The sequence below is a fragment of the Microbispora cellulosiformans genome, assembly GCF_008728085.1.
Taxonomy (GTDB): domain Bacteria; phylum Actinomycetota; class Actinomycetes; order Streptosporangiales; family Streptosporangiaceae; genus Microbispora; species Microbispora amethystogenes.
This window is the reverse complement of record NZ_VYTZ01000003.1, coordinates 177,196-193,310: the sequence shown is the minus strand read 5'-3', so window position 1 is coordinate 193,310 and position 16,115 is coordinate 177,196. Positions and strand designations below refer to the sequence as shown.

General features: G+C 71.0%; 18 protein-coding genes. 9 read left to right on the top strand and 9 right to left on the bottom strand.

Translation table 11 applies throughout. From position 1 onward, the window contains the following. Positions 1 to 2: 2 nt before the first annotated feature. Positions 3 to 290, bottom strand: a complete 288-nt coding sequence (locus F5972_RS08910; protein WP_263641807.1) for a DUF6204 family protein — start codon at positions 288 to 290, stop codon at positions 3 to 5. 11 nt (positions 291 to 301) lie between these two features. Continuing rightward, entirely contained in the window at positions 302 to 940 is a 639-nt protein-coding gene (locus tag F5972_RS08905) for a TetR/AcrR family transcriptional regulator (protein ID WP_150932944.1), read from the bottom strand. 379 nt (positions 941 to 1,319) lie between these two features. On the opposite strand from F5972_RS08905, the gene lipA reads away from it, so the two are divergent. From lipA to F5972_RS08890, 3 genes are read left to right on the top strand one after another with little or no spacing between them, the layout of a single operon-like run. Then, a complete protein-coding gene (gene lipA, locus F5972_RS08900) occupies positions 1,320 to 2,243 on the top strand; it encodes a lipoyl synthase (protein WP_150932943.1) in 924 nt (307 codons plus the stop codon). Between the two features lie 45 nt (positions 2,244 to 2,288). Further along, positions 2,289 to 2,960: a DUF4191 domain-containing protein gene (locus tag F5972_RS08895; RefSeq protein ID WP_150932942.1), complete on the top strand. Its 672-nt coding sequence runs from the start codon at positions 2,289 to 2,291 to the stop codon at positions 2,958 to 2,960. A 26-nt stretch (positions 2,961 to 2,986) separates the two neighbouring features. After that, positions 2,987 to 3,775 (top strand): class I SAM-dependent methyltransferase, encoded by a 789-nt coding sequence (locus F5972_RS08890; protein WP_150932941.1) that lies wholly within the window; start codon positions 2,987 to 2,989, stop codon positions 3,773 to 3,775. A gap of 10 nt (positions 3,776 to 3,785) precedes the next feature. On the opposite strand, the gene F5972_RS08885 is transcribed toward F5972_RS08890, so the two are convergent. The 3 genes from F5972_RS08885 to F5972_RS08875 all read right to left on the bottom strand — a co-directional run bounded on the left by F5972_RS08885 (position 3,786) and on the right by F5972_RS08875 (position 6,256). After that, positions 3,786 to 5,072 (bottom strand): ArsB/NhaD family transporter, encoded by a 1,287-nt coding sequence (locus F5972_RS08885; RefSeq protein WP_150932940.1) that lies wholly within the window; start codon positions 5,070 to 5,072, stop codon positions 3,786 to 3,788. A 393-nt stretch (positions 5,073 to 5,465) separates the two neighbouring features. Then, positions 5,466 to 5,924 (bottom strand): CBS domain-containing protein, encoded by a 459-nt coding sequence (locus F5972_RS08880; protein ID WP_150932939.1) that lies wholly within the window; start codon positions 5,922 to 5,924, stop codon positions 5,466 to 5,468. A 44-nt stretch (positions 5,925 to 5,968) separates the two neighbouring features. Continuing rightward, positions 5,969 to 6,256, bottom strand: a complete 288-nt coding sequence (locus F5972_RS08875; RefSeq protein ID WP_150932938.1) for a hypothetical protein — start codon at positions 6,254 to 6,256, stop codon at positions 5,969 to 5,971. Between the two features lie 171 nt (positions 6,257 to 6,427). Here F5972_RS08875 and F5972_RS08870 point away from each other — a divergent pair, with 171 nt between their 5' ends. Both F5972_RS08870 and F5972_RS08865 read left to right on the top strand, forming a co-directional pair. Next, the gene (locus F5972_RS08870) at positions 6,428 to 7,519 is read left to right on the top strand and encodes a HAMP domain-containing sensor histidine kinase (RefSeq protein ID WP_225311287.1); all 1,092 of its coding nucleotides are present in this window, start codon (positions 6,428 to 6,430) and stop codon (positions 7,517 to 7,519) included. A 14-nt stretch (positions 7,520 to 7,533) separates the two neighbouring features. Continuing rightward, a complete protein-coding gene (locus F5972_RS08865; protein ID WP_150932936.1) occupies positions 7,534 to 8,190 on the top strand; it encodes a response regulator in 657 nt (218 codons plus the stop codon). Between the two features lie 61 nt (positions 8,191 to 8,251). Here F5972_RS08865 and F5972_RS08860 read toward each other — a convergent pair whose 3' ends face one another. After that, entirely contained in the window at positions 8,252 to 8,713 is a 462-nt protein-coding gene (locus F5972_RS08860) for an RDD family protein (protein WP_150932935.1), read from the bottom strand. A gap of 130 nt (positions 8,714 to 8,843) precedes the next feature. On the opposite strand from F5972_RS08860, the gene F5972_RS08855 reads away from it, so the two are divergent. The 3 genes from F5972_RS08855 to F5972_RS08845 all read left to right on the top strand — a co-directional run bounded on the left by F5972_RS08855 (position 8,844) and on the right by F5972_RS08845 (position 12,215). Continuing rightward, a complete protein-coding gene (locus tag F5972_RS08855; RefSeq protein ID WP_150932934.1) occupies positions 8,844 to 9,875 on the top strand; it encodes a hypothetical protein in 1,032 nt (343 codons plus the stop codon). A gap of 172 nt (positions 9,876 to 10,047) precedes the next feature. Next, a complete protein-coding gene (gene glnA, locus F5972_RS08850) occupies positions 10,048 to 11,472 on the top strand; it encodes a type I glutamate--ammonia ligase (RefSeq protein ID WP_150932933.1) in 1,425 nt (474 codons plus the stop codon). Positions 11,473 to 11,615: 143 nt separating this feature from the next. Beyond that, complete coding sequence (locus tag F5972_RS08845) at positions 11,616 to 12,215, top strand: VanZ family protein (protein ID WP_150932932.1); 600 nt, start codon at positions 11,616 to 11,618, stop codon at positions 12,213 to 12,215. Here F5972_RS08845 and F5972_RS08840 read toward each other — a convergent pair. After that, positions 12,154 to 12,903 (bottom strand): class I SAM-dependent methyltransferase, encoded by a 750-nt coding sequence (locus F5972_RS08840; protein ID WP_150932931.1) that lies wholly within the window; start codon positions 12,901 to 12,903, stop codon positions 12,154 to 12,156. The two genes, F5972_RS08845 and F5972_RS08840, sit on opposite strands and share 62 nt — an antisense overlap. Before the next feature lie 182 nt (positions 12,904 to 13,085). On the opposite strand from F5972_RS08840, the gene F5972_RS08835 reads away from it, so the two are divergent. Then, positions 13,086 to 13,553: a hypothetical protein gene (locus tag F5972_RS08835; RefSeq protein ID WP_150932930.1), complete on the top strand. Its 468-nt coding sequence runs from the start codon at positions 13,086 to 13,088 to the stop codon at positions 13,551 to 13,553. Positions 13,554 to 13,572: 19 nt separating this feature from the next. Here F5972_RS08835 and F5972_RS08830 read toward each other — a convergent pair whose 3' ends face one another. Together F5972_RS08830 and F5972_RS37070 are read right to left on the bottom strand one after the other, a co-directional pair. Continuing rightward, positions 13,573 to 14,274: an SDR family oxidoreductase gene (locus F5972_RS08830; protein ID WP_150932929.1), complete on the bottom strand. Its 702-nt coding sequence runs from the start codon at positions 14,272 to 14,274 to the stop codon at positions 13,573 to 13,575. Positions 14,275 to 14,445: 171 nt separating this feature from the next. Beyond that, complete coding sequence (locus F5972_RS37070) at positions 14,446 to 15,951, bottom strand: hypothetical protein (RefSeq protein ID WP_191910029.1); 1,506 nt, start codon at positions 15,949 to 15,951, stop codon at positions 14,446 to 14,448. Between the last annotated feature and the right edge of the window lie 164 nt (positions 15,952 to 16,115).

Below are 16,115 nucleotides of genomic sequence, written 5' to 3'. Positions count from 1 at the left end.
GGCTACCCGCCGCGGCCCCTCCGGCGGATCTTGATCTGGCGCATGTCGGTCACCGCGACGTGCAGGATCTCGTACGGGTGCCCGTGCGCGTCCAGCGCGGCCATCGCTCCCAGCGCGGCCTCGTCCTCGCCGTCGTCCGGCCCCGCGGGCACCTGGCAGCGGAAGGTGAAGGCGGACACGCTCACGTCGTGGGTGAACGTGCCGTCCCCGGTGTAGGCCGCCCCGCCCGCGGCCGTCACGGCGGCCCGGCCGGCGTCGTCGAGGCCCTTGAACTTCCCTCTGATCGTCACTCTGAACACGGTCATCCCTCTCGTACGGCATAGGTGCGGACGCGCTCACCCAGGAGGCTCTCGGCGACGTCGAGCAACTCCAGTACGGCGGCCGCGACGGCGTCCGGACTCTCCCCCTCCGTCGTACGCCGCCCGATCTCGGCGTACACCAGCGAGTGGAGGCAGCCGATGTGCCAGGCGACCACGCGCGGCAGCGGATCTCCGGCGTCCGCGCCGGTCTCCTTGGCCAGCGCGACCGCCAGCGCGTCGGTCATCTGGCGGCCGAGGTCCTCCAGCCGGGCGGTCAGTGTGGGGGCGGCCCGCATCATCTCCAGCACGCGCCCGAATCCCGCGCTCAGCCCGACCGTGCGTTCCCGCCCGTGTATCTCCCGGCGCAGGCGCTCCAGCACCGCGACGGCCGCCGACCGGCCCGGCGGCCGCTCCCGCACGATGTCGGCCAATCTCCGGGGCGACGCCTCCTCGGGAGGAAGGACCAGGTCCTCCTTGGCCTGGAAGTAGTTGTAGACGGTGTTCACCGACACTTCCGCGGCCGCCGCCACCTCGGCCATCGTGACGTTGTCGAAGCCGCGCTCCACGAACAGCCCGACCGCCACCTCGGCGATGCGCTGCCGGGTCTGCCGCTTCTTGCGCTCCCGCAGCCCCTCCACCATTTCTGCACTCTACTGCAAAGTTGCAATCGATTACACTTTCGGGACCTCGTCGAGAGGGTCGGCCTCGGACATGCTCGAGGCATGAACCTCTCCTCACCCCCGCCGGGTTCCGTGCCGATCCGCTCCCCCGCGACGCCAGGAGGCGGTTCCCGCGGCTGCTCTCCAGGGACGCCGGCCCCGGCCTGGTGGACGCGCGCCGGGTCACCTCGCACGGACGGTCCGGGAGCTGTCCCGGTTCACCTGAAGGCAGGTAATAAGCTGGGTTCGTGAACGAGCGTTCCGACCGACACGCAGGTCCGCGTACGGCGCCGGGCCCCGTGCTCCCGCTCGGACCCCGGGCCCGCGGACCGCTGCCGCGGAGTGCTGTGAAGGAAGTCGCATGACCGTCGCTCCGGAAGGTCGAAAGCTCCTCCGCCTGGAGGTGCGCAACAGTCAGGTCCCCATCGAGAAGAAGCCGCCGTGGATCAAGACGCGGCTGCGCAACGGCCCGAACTTCACCGAGATCAAATCGCTGGTGAAGGGCGCGGGGCTGCACACCGTGTGCCAGGAGGCGGGCTGCCCCAACATCTCCGAGTGCTGGGAGGACCGCGAGGCCACCTTCCTCATCGGGGGTGACCAGTGCACCCGGCGCTGTGACTTCTGCCAGATCGACACCGGCAAGCCCGCGGAGTACGACAGGGACGAGCCGCGCCGCGTCGCCGAGTCGGTCCTCCAGATGGGCCTGCGCTACGCCACGGTGACCGGCGTCGCCCGCGACGACCTGCCCGACGGCGGCTCCTGGCTGTACGCCGAGACCGCCCGGCAGATCCACGAGATGGTCCCCGGCTGCGGCGTCGAACTGCTCGCGCCCGACTTCAACGGCGACCGCGGCCAGCTGGAGGAGGTCTTCTCCGCCCGGCCCGAGGTCTTCGCGCACAACATCGAGACCGTGCCGCGGATCTTCAAGCGGATCCGCCCGGCGTTCCGCTACGAGCGGTCGCTCGCGGTGATCACCATGGCCCGCGAGGCGGGGCTGGTCACCAAGTCGAACCTCATCCTCGGCATGGGAGAGGAGCGCGAGGAGATCGTCCAGGCGCTGCGCGACCTCCACGAGGCCGGATGCGACCTGGTGACGATCACGCAGTACCTGCGGCCCACCCCGCGCCACCACCCCGTGGACCGCTGGGTCAAGCCCGAGGAGTTCGTCGAGCTGCAGCACGTGGCCGAGGAGATCGGTTTCGCCGGCGTCATGTCCGGCCCGCTGGTCCGCTCGTCCTACCGGGCCGGGCGGCTCTACCAGCAGGCGATCGCCGCCCGTGCGTGAGTCTCGTTTTCATTAAGTCAGCTCGGCGTTTGTATCCTTCAGGACATGGCCAAAGACGCAGCGGCTCCGGGACGCCTCAAGCAGATCCGGATGGTCGCACAGATCATTCAACAGGCGAATCCGAAGGGCATGCCGATCGTCTACGCGTCGGCTGCCGGGACACTCGCCCTGTTCGTCGTCATCGGCGTGATCTTCGGCTGGACGTGGATCGTCTTCGGCGTCTTCGCCGCCATCCTCGTGGGCATGTTCGTCTTCAGCCGTTTCGCGCAGAAGTCGCAGTACTCCATGCTGCACGGCCAGCCGGGCGCGTCGTACGCGATCCTGCAGAGCCTGCGCGGCACGTGGTACGTCGAGGAGAAGCCGGTCGCGGTCAACCGCGACCAGGACATGGTCTTCCGGGTGGTCGGCTTCCCGGGGGTCATCCTGGTCTCCGAGGGCCCGCCGAACCGGGTCCAGCGGATGCTCGTCGCGGAGAAGAAGCGCGTGCAGCGGGTCGCGATCGACGTGCCGGTCTACGACATCCAGTGCGGTGACGCCGACGGCCAGGTCCCCCTCGCCAAGCTTCAGCGGCACATGATGAAGCTGCCCCGCAACCTCAAGAAGGGCGCGGTGTCCGAGGTCAACAACCGGATGCGCGCGCTCACCCCCGCCGTGCCGATGCCCAAGGGGCCGATCCCCAAGGGCATGCGCATGCCGCGCGGCCCGAAGATGCGCTGACGAGACCGTCCGGAAGACGACGACACGTGGACGTCGGACGGCGGCCGGTCTCCCGGTCGCAGACCTCCCGGGCCAACCGGGGCTGGTGGGACGGCGCGGCCGACGACTACCAGGCCGAGCACGGCGGGTTCCTGCGCGACGACGGCTTCGTCTGGTGCCCCGAGGGGCTCGACGAGGCCGGCGCTCGCCTGCTGGGCGAGGTCGCCGGCCGCCGGATCCTGGAGATCGGGTGCGGGGCCGGGCAGTGCGGCCGGTGGCTGCTCGGGCAGGGCGCGACGGTCGTCGGCGCCGACCTGTCCCACCGGCAGTTGCAGCACTCCCGGCGCATCGACATGGCGGCCGGGGTGCGGCTGCCCGTCGTGCAGGCCGACGCCGAGACGCTGCCGTTCGCGGACCGCTCGTTCGACCTCGCGTGCTCCGCCTACGGCGCTCTGCCGTTCGTCGCGGACGCCGCGGCGGTGCTGGCCGAGGTGCGCCGGGTGCTGCGTCCCGGCGGCCGGTTCGTGTTCTCCGTCAGCCACCCCGTCCGGTGGGCGTTTCCCGACGATCCCGGGCCGCGCGGCCTGACCGCCGACCGCCCCTACTTCGACCGGTCGCCGTACGTCGAGTACTCCGACGAGGGCGAGCCGTCGTACGTGGAGCACCACCGGACGCTGGGCGACTGGGTCGGCCTGATCACCGGCGCCGGCCTGACGCTGACCGGCCTGACCGAGCCGGAGTGGCCGCCCGGCCACGACCGCGCCTGGGGCGGCTGGAGCCCACTGCGCGGACGCCTGCTGCCCGGCACGGCGATCTTCCACTGCACCGCCCCATGAGCGCGACTGGTCAGAGGAAGTAACGCAGCCAGACGTAGGCCCAGGCCATCGTGATGCTCAGCAGGGTGACCAGGATGCCGTACCTGGTGAACTGCCAGAAGCCGATGCGGTGGCCGGTCCGGGCGGCGATGCCGACGGCCACGACGTTGGCGCTCGCCGCCACCGCGGTGCCGTTGCCGCTGAAGTCGGCCCCCAGGGCGAAGGACCACCACAGCGCCTGGCCCGTCTGCCCGTCCGGCGCCTGGGCGACCATCTCCTCCACGACCGGCACCATCGTGGCGACGTAGGGGATGTTGTCGAAGAACGCGCCCAGCACCCCGGAGCCGAACAGCAGCGCCGTGGCCGCGAGGAAGTAGTCGTCGCCGAGCGCGCCGACCGCCCAGCCGCCGATCGTCGCGATGACGCCGGTGTGCACGAGCCCGGCGACCATGACGAACAGGCCCATGAAGAAGACCAGCGTGGTCCACTCGACCTCGCGCAGGACCTCCGGCACGTCGGCGCGGGACACCAGCAGCATCACCCCGGCGCCCACCAGGGCGACGATCGACGGCTCCACGTGCGCCACGGCGTGCAGGCAGAACCCGGCGACGACCCCGGCGAGCACGATCAGGCACCGTACGAGCAGGCGGGGGTCGGTGATGGCCCGCCGTTCCTGCAGCGCCATCACCGCGGCCACCCGCTCGGGGTCGTAGTGGAACGACCTGCGGAAGAGCACGCGGGTGAGCAGCACGAACACCACGAAGACGACGACCACGATCGGCGCCATGTGGGCGAGGAAGTCGTTGAAGGTCAGCCCGGCGCGGCTGCCGATGATGATGTTGGGGGGATCGCCGATGAGCGTCGCCGCGCCACCGATGTTGGACGCCAGGACCTCGGCGATCAGGTACGGCTGGGCCGGGATGCGGAGCCGGTCGCAGACGACCACGGTGACCGGCGCGACGAGCATGATCGTGGTGACGTTGTCCAGGAACGGCGAGGCGACGGCAGTGATGATCATCAGCATGACCATCAGCCGGTAGGGCCTGCCCTGAGATCTTTTCGCCGCCCAGATGGCGAGGTAGTCGAAGACGCCCGTCTGCTTGACGACACCGACGATGATCATCATGCCGAGCAGCAGGAAGATGACGTTCCAGTCGATGCCGGCGGTCTCGGAGAAGAACACGTCGTCGCCGGGGATCAGCCCCAGGACGGCCATCGCGCCGGCGGCGACGAGGACCACCTTGACCTTGTGCACCTTCTCCGACGCGATGAGGGCGAACGCCGCCAGGAAGATCGAGAAAGAGGCGACGGCGCTCACGTACGGCGCCCCGGGGGTCCGGCGAGGCGGGCGCGGCGTGCGTGGTCGGCGGAGGTCCGGCACGGTGTCCCGGCGGGAGGGCGCGGCGAGGACGGCGACGTCAGGGCGAAGCGGTGGATGGCGGAACCTCCGGAGCAGGGACGTGCCGCACGACGCGACGCGACAGCGGAAGCGACGTGACGGCAGGAAGCAAGGTGACGGGAAAGCGCCGCGGAAGGCGCGACGGCGACGCGGCGGGCGACGTGACAGCCGGGAAAGGCGGGGGCGGCCCCCGCGGCCCGGGGGCACCGGCGGCCGCGGGGGCCTGGGGGCGCCGGCTGACCGGGGCTCCGGCGGACCGGAGACTCCGGCGGACCGGAGACTCCGGCGGTCGCGGCGGCCCGCTCGTGGCGGTCAGTCGCCCGGCGGGACGAGGGCCAGGCTGGTGAGCAGCCGCTCCAGCGTGATCGCCCCGTCCAGGGCGCCGTCGCGCTCGACGACCGCGACGATGGGGCTGCGCAGCCGGGTCATGAGGGCGGCCACTTCGAGCAGGGTCGCGTCGAGGGGCACCGTCACCGGCCTGGGCGGCTGGGGCGGCAGGCAGTCTCCCACCGTGATGCCGGCCAGTTCGTGCCAGAAGCGGTCGGCGTGGGCCTCGTCGATCGCCCGGGCGAGCGCCGCGTCCTCCTGGTAGGCCCCGGGCACCGTGAGACGCAGCACCTGCGTGCCGGGCAGCACCCAGCTCGGCCGTCTCCGGTCGTCCACCACGATCAGGCCCGGCATCCGGTTCAGCACCATGATCCGTACGGCCCGGGAGACGGGGTCGTGGACGGTCACCGTCGGCAGGTTCACGACGACTTCGCGCGCTTGCATCAGGTCATCACATCGATCGGGGAGACGGAGGTTCCTTGCCATGGTCATCGGGCCGCCTTGGTGCACGCCGTCTGGGTGAACTCGGTGAATCGACGTTCGAGATGGGCGAGCCGGTCGAGGACGGGCCTGCTGTGCAGGATGTCCGCGAGCTGGTCGGCCTCGCACTGCTCCAGGCTGATCGCCTGCAGCACCGTGTCGGGCTCCGCGGGGTCGTAGACGAGGAGTCGCCGGCGGCCGGACTTCTCGACGAGCACCCCGAAGCGCCGGCCGTCGCGGGTGACGCACTGGTGCACGGTGGCGACGCCGGGCAGGGTGGCGCTGGTCACGTCCATCTCGGATACCTCCCGTCCGTCGTTCCTGCTGTTCCAGTCTTCGCACTGGCCCGGCCGGGGACCATCGGGTCCGGCACCCATATCGGGAGAGGTATGACATGTAGGGACCCCCACGAGATGGGGAGCACCCCGCATGGACACCCGCGTACGACGACGAGCAGGCTGGGAGACGTGAACGAGCGCACCGACCGGCACGACGACCGGCGAACCGGCCGTCCGCCGGCGGCGCCGCGGCCGCGGCGCCCGGCCCGGGCCCTGTTCTGGCGGCTGTTCGTGATCAACGGACTGGTCTTCACCGCCGGGACGCTGGTGCTCGCGCTCTCCCCCGCCACGGTGTCCTCACCGGTCCTGCTCACCGAGATACCGGTCCTGACCGTGGGGCTGGCCCTGATCATCACGGCCAACGCGTTGCTGATCCGCAGGAGCCTCGCCCCGCTCGACGCGCTCACCACCCTCATGCGGCGGGTCGACCTGCTGCGGGCGGGCGACCGGCTGACCGACAGCGGAAACGGCGACCTCGCCCAGCTCATCGGCACGTTCAACGAGATGCTCGAACGGCTCGAAGCCGAGCGCAGCGCGAGCAGCGCGCACGCGCTGGCCGCGCAGGAGGGTGAACGGCGGCGGATCGCGCGGGAGCTGCACGACGAGATCGGCCAGAGCCTCACCGTGGCGCTTCTGGAGCTCAAGCGCGTCGTGGACCGCGCGCCCGAGGAGCTCCGGGGAGAGCTGTGCTCCGCGCAGGAGACGGTGCGGGCCAGCCTGGACGAGGTGCGGCAGGTCGCCAGGCGGCTGCGGCCGGGTGTCCTCGACGACCTCGGCCTGCACAGCGCGCTGAGCGCGCTCGGCAGCGACTTCTCCCAGGCGAGCGGGATCCGGATCACCCGCGACGTCGACCCGCGGCTGCCCGCGCTCAGCGAGGAGGTCGAACTCGTCCTCTACCGGATCGCGCAGGAAGGGCTGACGAACGTGGCCAGGCACTCCCGCGCCCGGCAGGTGGAGCTGTCTCTCACCGAGGAGGACGGGCGGCTCATCCTGCGCATCGCCGACGACGGGTGCGGGGGCGCCCAGACCGAGGGCGCCGGCATCCGCGGGATGCGCGAGCGGGCCTTGCTCATCGGCGCCCGGCTGACCGTCGACTCCCCGCCCGGCGGCGGCACGGACGTGCGTCTCGTCGTCCCCCCGGGCTCGACGTCCCCTCCCGTCTCGACGTCCCCTCCCGTCTCGTCGTCCCGTCCGGTGTCGTCGTCCCCCCACACGTGGTGAAGGAGAACTGAGCGGTGGAGAGCACCAGGACCCGCATCCTGCTGGCGGACGACCACGCGCTGGTCCGGCGCGGACTGCGGCTGATCCTCGACGCCGAGCCCGACCTCACGGTGGTCGCGGAGGCCTCCGACGGCGCCGAGGCGGTCGAGGCAGCCCGCTCCGAGGCGGTCGACCTCGCCATCCTGGACATCGCGATGCCCCGCATGACCGGGATCCAGGCCGCACGCGAGATCTCCCGGCGCACCCCCGGCATCCGCATCCTGATCCTGTCAATGTACGACAACGAGCAGTACTTCTTCGAGGCGCTCAAGGCCGGCGCGTCGGGCTACGTGCTCAAGTCGGTCGCCGACCAGGACCTGCTGGAGGCCTGCCGGGCGGCGATGCGCGGAGAGCCCTTCCTCTATCCCGGCGCGGTCACCGCCCTCATCCGCGACTACCTCCAGCGCGCCCGGCAGGGCGAGCGGGTGCCGGACAGCATCCTGACGCCCCGCGAGGAGGAGATCGTCAAGCTCATCGCGGAGGGCAACTCCGCCAAGGAGATCGCGGAGACGCTCTTCATCAGCGCGAAGACCGTCGACCGGCACCGCGCGAACATCCTGCAGAAGCTCGGCATGCGCGACCGGCTCGACCTGACCCGCTACGCCATCCGGGCCGGCCTCGTCGAACCGTGACCGCGGGCCGGGCCGTTCCCGCACAGACCGTTCCCGCACAGACCGGTCCCGTACCGGGCAGTCAGAGGTTGACGACGACCGTGCCGGACGCGCGGTCGTGCAGGCCGCGCCGGTCGCGGTCCCAGATCAGGGCGGGTACGGCGAGGCACAGCAGGAACGTGCGGATCAGTACGCCGAGGAAGCGCGGCCGCCCGCCGTCGAGCCCGGCCACCCGGATGCCGAACAGCCGCATCCCCAGGGTCATCCCGATCGTGCCGACCAGCAGGACGTACTCCGCGGCGAACACGCCGAGGCCGACCGCGCCGACGTCGGCGCCGCGGGCACGCAGCAGACCACCGGCGATGGCCCACGTGCACAGGAGCCAGTCGACGACGACCGCGCCGAGCCTGCGCCCCCAGCCCGCGACCGCGCCGGGGCCGTGCTCGGGCAGGCCGAGCCGCTCGCCGGGGTAGCCGAGGTCGATCCCGGCGGCGCGGGTGCCGCCGAGCCAGGTCTGCGTCCAACGCGGCTGCCGGTCACTCATGGTTCACCAGCGTATCGGGGAGGGTCACCGCCCTGGCGTGCGGCCGCGAAGCCGTCCATGATGGGCAGGTCGAACCCATCAAATGCCCTGTATGGTGGGCCATTTACGACTTAGGCGTTTGGAGGGAACCGTGCGGCCGGCGGACCCCGATGACATCGACGCGCGTTTCGAGGCGCTGGTCGCGCAGTTCGACGAGGACGAGATCCGCAGCATGATCACGGCGGCGGAGCGGGACCCGCTCACCCGCCGGACGAGGCGGCGCCGCCTGCCGGCCGTGCTGGTGGCGATCGCCGCCGCCGTCCTGGTCGTGGGGCTCGTCGTCACCGTACGGCCCGACGCCCTGGAGCGGCTGGGCGTCGGCGGCACGGCGCCCGGCGACGACGACCGGTTCGTCACCGGCGCGGTGGTCGCCCGGCCCGGCCCGGTGCTGACGCCGATCCCCGACGGCGAGGAGGGCCTCGCCGACCTCGACCCGGCGCCCGCCGGCCCGTTCACGGGCACCCCGGCCGCCGGGTTCGCCGACGGCGAGGAGGGGCTGGTCATGCCGCCGGCCCGAAAGCTGGGCGGGCTCACGGAGGACGAGGTCGGCCGCGCACTGCTGCGGGTGCGGCGGCTGCTGTCGGCCGCGCACCTCGACCCCGCGACGGTCCGCGGCGGCCGGCCGGATCGGTTCGCCGGCCTGCTGCACCCCCGGCAGCGCGAGACGTTCCTGAGCGGCCTGGACGAGAGCGGCCCGTCCGGCACCCGCTCGTGGGTGTTCAGCCTCGCGCCCGGCGCCGCCGAGCCGGCCGGGAACGTCGTGAAGGTCTCCGGGGCGACGACAGTCGGCGCGCGGACCGGTGGGGGCGTCAGGATCGAGGCCGACTACCTGTTCGTCCATCCGGTCACCCGGCCTGGTGACTCCCTGACCGTGACGAGGGTCGTCGAGCACCACAGGAGCGAGTTCGCCGCCTACCGGGAGGGCGGGAAGCTGGTCGTCTGGCTGGACGGCGACCGGTCGGCGCTGTTCGGCGCGAGCTGCGACACGGGCGACGGGTTCGTCCATCCGTACTTCCCCGGCGACCCGCGCGAGGCGCGGCCCTCCGGCGAGCCCGTCAACCCGTACGACCGCGCCTCCGCGGTCGCGCGGCGACCGGCATGTCCGGCCGCGTATGCCACCTGACCTGCGAGAAGGCCGTACGATGGAGGCCGGGGACGAGCGAGGCCGGTGTTAACGCGGCGGCCGCCCGGGTAGCGCTTTCCCTTAACACGCGCGAAACAATCGAGACATGGGGCGGAAACGGCATCGGCCTATTTTCGGGTTGCGCTAGCCCATGCCCCTGGGAGGTTCGAGAGTGTTCAACTCCGCCGATGACGTCCTCAATTACATTCGGGACGAGGGTGTGCAGTTCGTTGACGTCAGGTTCACGGACCTGCCGGGGACGACGCACCACTTCACCTTCCCGTCCGAGAACTTCGGTTCCAATGTCTTCACCGACGGCCTGATGTTCGACGGATCGTCGATCCGTGGTTTCCAGGCCATCCACGAGTCGGACATGCTGCTGCTGCCCGACCCCACGACGGCCGTGATCGACCCGTTCCGTCAGCACAAGACGCTGAACATCAACTTCTTCGTGCACGACCCGCTGACCGGCGAGGCCTACAGCCGCGACCCGCGCAACGTCGCGCGCAAGGCCGAGGAGTACCTCAAGGGCACGGGCATCGCGGACACCGTCTACTTCGGCCCCGAGGCCGAGTTCTACATCTTCGACGACGTCCGCTTCGAGACGCGCCAGAACGCCGGTTACTACTACATCGACTCCATCGAGGGCGCCTGGAACACCGGCAAGGCTTCCGAGGGCGGCAACCTGGGTTACAAGCCCCGCTACAAGGGCGGCTACTTCCCGGTCCCGCCGATGGACCACTTCACCGACCTGCGCTCGGAGATGGTCCGCAACCTCATCGAGGCCGGCATCGAGACCGAGATGCAGCACCACGAGGTGGGCACGGCCGGCCAGGCCGAGATCGACTTCCGGTTCGGCACGCTGCTCCAGACGGCCGACAAGCTGATGCTGTACAAGTACATCATCAAGAGCACGGCCATCCAGGCGGGCCGCACGGTCACGTTCATGCCCAAGCCGATCTTCGGTGACAACGGCTCCGGCATGCACTGCCACCAGTCGCTGTGGAAGGACGGCGAGCCGCTGTTCTACGACGAGGTCGGCTATGCCGGTCTGTCGGACACCGCGCGCTACTACATCGGCGGCCTGCTCAAGCACGCCCCGTCGCTGCTGGCCTTCACCAACCCGACGGTGAACTCCTACCACCGCCTGGTGCCCGGCTACGAGGCCCCGGTCAACCTGGTCTATTCCCAGCGCAACCGCTCGGCCTGCGTCCGCATCCCGATCACCGGGTCGAACCCGAAGGCCAAGCGCATCGAGTTCCGCGTGCCGGACCCGTCCTGCAACCCGTACTTCGCCTTCGCCGCCATGCTGATGGCCGGCATCGACGGCATCCGCAACAAGATCGAGCCGCCGGAGCCGGTCGACAAGGACCTGTACGAGCTTCCGCCCGAGGAGGCCCGCAACATCCCGCAGGTGCCGGGCTCGCTGGAGAAGGTGCTCGACGCGCTCGAGGCCGACCACGACTACCTGCTTGAGGGCGGCGTGTTCACGCCGGACCTCATCGAGACCTGGATCTCCTACAAGCGCGAGAACGAGGTCGACCCGATCCGCCTCCGCCCGCACCCGCACGAGTTCGAGCTCTACTACGACGTGTGATCCGCTGAGCCGCCGACCCGGGCAGGGAATCCGCCAGGGTCACGACCGGCGCACTTCGCGTCCGCAGAAAGGCCATCGGCCGGCGCCCCACCACGGCGCCGGCCGATGGCCTTTCGCGTGCCCGTCGATGTCATCATGATCGAGTGGATCAGGCGTGGAACGTGTGGGGGCACGTCGTCGGGGCGGCTGTCGTGGCCCTGCCTGTCGCGGCTCTGCTCGCGTTCGTGCTCGCGCGCCATCGGGGCCGGAGGGGGCACCCCTTCCCCCGTCGTACGGCCGTCGCCGATGTCGCCATGGTCGCCGGAACCGCTCCGTGGATCTGGATGATCCTCACGCCCGGGACGGGGCAGGGCGTGCAGCTCATCCCCCTGCTCGATCTGGCGAACCAGATCACGCGAATGCCGCCGGGGGCGGCGTTCGTACAGATCGGGGGAAATCTCCTGGTGTTCGCGGCACTCGGTGCGATGCTCCCGGTTCGCTCGGCGCGCTTCGCGTCGCTCAGGGCGGTCGCCGCCGTCGCGGCCACCGCCTCGCTCACCGTCGAAATCCTTCAGTACGTCCTGCGGCTCGGGCGGGTGAGCTCCGTGGACGACGTCATCCTGAACACTGCCGGGGCGGTGCTCGCGGCCCTCGCCACTCGCCGATGGCGGATGCCGAAGCGCACAGCGGACGAAAGAGCGGTTACGCCGTCCGGTCCGGCGGGAGGCGGTAGACGGAGACGTGCGAGGGCGACTCGGCGGTGAACTCGGTGCCGGCCCAGTCCGCGTGCCTCGACTCCAGCTCGAAGCCGGCCAACTGGCCCATGAGGTCGAGCTCGGACGGCCAGATGTAGCGGTGGGGGCTGCGGAACAGGGTGGCCTGCCTGCTCTCGTCGAACGTGAAATGGTGCGACACGAGGTGCTGGCGCAGCAGATCGTAGGTGTCCAGGCCGATGTAGCCGGGCTCCGAGTGCCACACCACGGCCTCCCGTCCCGGTGGGAGCGCCCGCAGCTCGGGCACCCCGAGCTCGATCACGAACCGGCCGCCGGGCGCGAGGTGACGCGCGGCGTTGCGGAAGCAGGCGACCTGCTCGGCCTGGGTGAGCAGGTTCGAGATGGTGTTGTAGACGAGGTAGACGAGCGAGTACTCCCCCGGCGCGACGGCCGTCGCCATGTCACCGACGATCACGGGAGTGGTCGCCTCGTCCGCCTTCGTCCGCAGTTGTTCGATCATCGGAGGGGACAGTTCGATGCCGGTGACGGGCACTCCCCGCTCAGCGAGCGGGACGGCCACGCGCCCGGTCCCGATCGCGAACTCAAGGGCCCGTCCGTCCCCCGCGAGCTCGGCGAGACGATCCACCATCGGCCCCAGGACCTCGGGCGCGAACATGCCCCGGCCCGGCGTGTCATAGCGTCCGGCGGCCTCGGCATCCCAGATCTCCTCTTGGCGCATGCACACCACCATTGCCCTGAGATATTCGTACCGTCCAGTGGTTTTCTGGTCCTCGAAAAAGGAACAATGTGCGGGCGACGGCGCGGCAGGAGACACAACCGGACAGCGGCCGTACGCGCTGGAGCCGTTGGCGACTCGCGGCGCTCACCATTCCGGTGATCACGACCGCGATTGTGACCCTGATGGCCGTGATGCCCCCCGGCGGCTACTTTCCGCTGGTCCTGGCCGCGATACCCGCCTGGTTGCTGTCCGGGCTGGTATGGCTCGGGGCTCTCCTGTTCCGTGACTACCGGCGGAGCCTTTGGGTCCTGGCTCCGCCCCTCGCCGCGCTTGTGACCTTCGCGCTGGCGGCCTTGGACGTGCCGATGAAGGCGGCTTTCCTGGTCTCCGAACCCGCCCTCACGAAATACGTCGAGTCCGTGCCCGGTGAGAAGCGCTGGGAGAGCACGAGCGATCACGTAGGGCTGTTCACGGTGGGCCAGGTTTTCCGGCAGGACGGCATGACCGAGCTGGTGATGGCCGATTCCGGCGGCTTTCTGGAGGAATGCGGGTTCGCCTACAGCCCGCACGGAGGCGCCGGGCTTCTCGACTTCTCCAGCGTCGACCGCCTGACCGACAGGTGGTACGCCGTGTGCCTCGACTACGACTGAACCGGCGCCGCCGTGCCCGTCAGGTGGGCTGACCGATGGGCCGGACGACGACGGTGTTGACGTCGACTCCGGCCGGTTGCCCGACGGCCCAGACGATGGCGTCGGCGATCTGGTCGGCGGTGAGGAGGTTCCCCTCGGGCAGAGCCCCCAGCCCGTCCCAGAACGGGGTCTCCACGCGTCCGGGAGCGATCAGGGTGACACCCACGCCGTCGGCGGTCACCATGCGCCGGGTGTTCTCGGCCAGGCCCGTCACCGCCCACTTGGTCGCGCCGTAGATGTTGCCCGGGGTGTTGACGAACCCGGCGACGCTGCCGACGAGGACGATCCGGCCCTTCGACCGCTTCAGCGCGGGCAGCGCCGCCCTGATCAGCAGGGCGGGCCCGAGCACGTTGGTCAGCACCATCTCCCGCCACCCGGCCGGGTCTCCGTCGGCCAGGGTGTCGTGGGTGGCGAAGCCCGCGTTGGCGACGGCGGTGTCCAGCCGCCCGAACTCCTTCACCGTCGTCTCGACGGCCGACAGGACGGCGTCGTAGTCGGACGCGTCGGCCGGAATCGTCAGCAGGCGGCCGGGGTCGGCGATCGACTCGGCGAAACGCCTCAGGCGGCCCTTGTCACGACCGGTGACGCTCACGTGGTGCCCCCGGTCGAGCAGGCGCCGGGCGGTCGCCGCCCCGATGCCGCTGCCGCCCCCGGTGATCAATGCGACAGGAGAGTCCGTCATCCGTGCCCCCGTGGTGATCGATGCGTCGCGGGCGCGATCACGCCCGGTCGGGCATTCCATCATCTGGAGTGTGCTCCAGGTCAACTCCTTGTGACACGGCGCCCGTGTCGCGGGAGGGCCGTCCTCCACGCGGACGAGCCGGCGGCCCTCGTCACTACCGGGTCGGGAAGGTCAGCCGGACGAGCCCTGGGATCGGCTGCGCATGCCGCTGACGCGGCGCAGGATGTCCCACCAGAACGGCGCGCCGAACAGCACGGCGACCAGGGTGAGCAGCAGTCCCGGCCAGTGGCCCGGGGTCGTGAGACGCCGCCACCAGTCCTCGGCGTGCCACTCCCAGACCGGGCCGCCGGCGTCCATGCTGACGCTGACGGGGGCGTGCGTGAAGATCTTGACGAACGCCGGGGTGCTCAGCACGTCGGTCACGCACGCGTACGTGTCCTGTGCGGGCGCGCACCGCTCGCGCAGCGGCTCCAGCGCCTGGGGGCCCGACTGGGCGAAGGCGGTCACCTCGCTGCGGTAGGCGTTGTCCTGCAGCAGCGTCTTGCCGTACTCCAGGGAGTCCAGGCCGAACACGAGCGTGACGACGAGGCCGAGCGCGGCGATGACCCAGCGCACGTAACGGCGGTAGAGCAGGGTGAGCCGCTCCATCTCCCCGTCGAACCAGTCCTCCACCCCGCGCCGGAACGCCTCCAGGTCGTGGCTGGCCCTGTTCCACACCGCCTTGAGCGGCCGGGAGAGCGGGCTGTTGAGCGCGTCGAGGTCGCGCATCAGGGCCTCGACGCCGCCGTGCTCGGTGGCGATCTCCAGGACGGCGACGGCGAAGCGCGCCGGAGGGATGTCGGCGATGCTCGTCCGGCCGCGCTTGGAGTGGTCGATCTCCTGCAGGCGCTCGTGGAGCAGTTCGGCCATCGACTTGCCCTCGCCGGGCAACGCCACCCCGCCCACCGCCGCGCCGTCCACCGCCGCGCCGTCCACCGCAGCATCGACCGCCACCGCATCGGCCACCCCGCCGACGGCGGTCGCGTCCGCCACGCGCGCGTCCGTCCCGCCCGCGTCACGGGTGCTCGCGTCCAGGGTGAGTACGGTCTGCTCCAGGGGGTCGGCCTGATCGGCGGAGTGCGCGGGGTCCACCGACGCACCCGCCGAGCCGCCTACAGAACCGCCCACCGGGCCGGACACTGAGCCGGCCGCCGGGCCGCCGTCCGGCGACCCGGTGGCGTCCTGCCGTACGACCGCCTGGTCGGCGGTCGCCTGCTCGGCGGCCATCATCTGCTCGGCCGCGACCGTCCCGGTGGCGGGCGCGAGCGGTGGGCTCTGCGCGGGCGGCGGCTCCTGGCTGAAGGCGGGCCGCGGGTCCCGGCCGAACGGCAGCCGCGCGAACACCCCCAGCACGGTCGCCGGCAGGCGCGAGCGCCCCTCCCCCGGCGACGGCGCCGCCGTGAGCGGCGTGCTGATCCGGCGTACGAGCCTCTTCAGCACGTCCACGATCCGGTCGAGCCGCGAGGTGCCGTCGGCCGTCTCCGCGCCGTCGAGCGTGTCACGGAGATAGGCCCACAGGAACTTGCTGCGGATGCCGAGCAGCCTGACGATGCCCTCGTTGATGCCGCTGACGAGAAGCGACAGCAGCAGGAAGGCCAGGATCAGCCCGATGGCGAGATCGGCGTAATACGAGATCAAAGAGATCACCCGTCCCCGTTGATACACCGTCACGGGCTGCGATGGCAACGCTCCGATCCGCACACATATGGGTCATAACGCCGCAAGCATCGCCGGAGGGCGGTAATCCCCTACCGCACGCTCGTAGCCGTCGAGGTGCCCCGTAGCCGTGGCGGTACCCGCAC

Bases quoted from the DNA above. Each gene is read 5' to 3' on its own strand.
- F5972_RS08875 (WP_150932938.1), bottom strand. From the start codon at position 6,256: ATGGACGTGACCAGCGCCACCCTGCCCGGCGTCGCCACCGTGCACCAG.
- F5972_RS08905 (WP_150932944.1), bottom strand. From the start codon at position 940: ATGGTGGAGGGGCTGCGGGAGCGCAAGAAGCGGCAGACCCGGCAGCGC.
- lipA (WP_150932943.1), top strand. From the start codon at position 1,320: ATGACCGTCGCTCCGGAAGGTCGAAAGCTCCTCCGCCTGGAGGTGCGC.
- F5972_RS08835 (WP_150932930.1), top strand. From the start codon at position 13,086: ATGGCCGTGATGCCCCCCGGCGGCTACTTTCCGCTGGTCCTGGCCGCG.
- F5972_RS08830 (WP_150932929.1), bottom strand. From the start codon at position 14,274: ATGACGGACTCTCCTGTCGCATTGATCACCGGGGGCGGCAGCGGCATC.
- F5972_RS08860 (WP_150932935.1), bottom strand. From the start codon at position 8,713: ATGAGTGACCGGCAGCCGCGTTGGACGCAGACCTGGCTCGGCGGCACC.
- F5972_RS08840 (WP_150932931.1), bottom strand. From the start codon at position 12,903: ATGCGCCAAGAGGAGATCTGGGATGCCGAGGCCGCCGGACGCTATGAC.
- F5972_RS08895 (WP_150932942.1), top strand. From the start codon at position 2,289: ATGGCCAAAGACGCAGCGGCTCCGGGACGCCTCAAGCAGATCCGGATG.
- F5972_RS08880 (WP_150932939.1), bottom strand. From the start codon at position 5,924: ATGCAAGCGCGCGAAGTCGTCGTGAACCTGCCGACGGTGACCGTCCAC.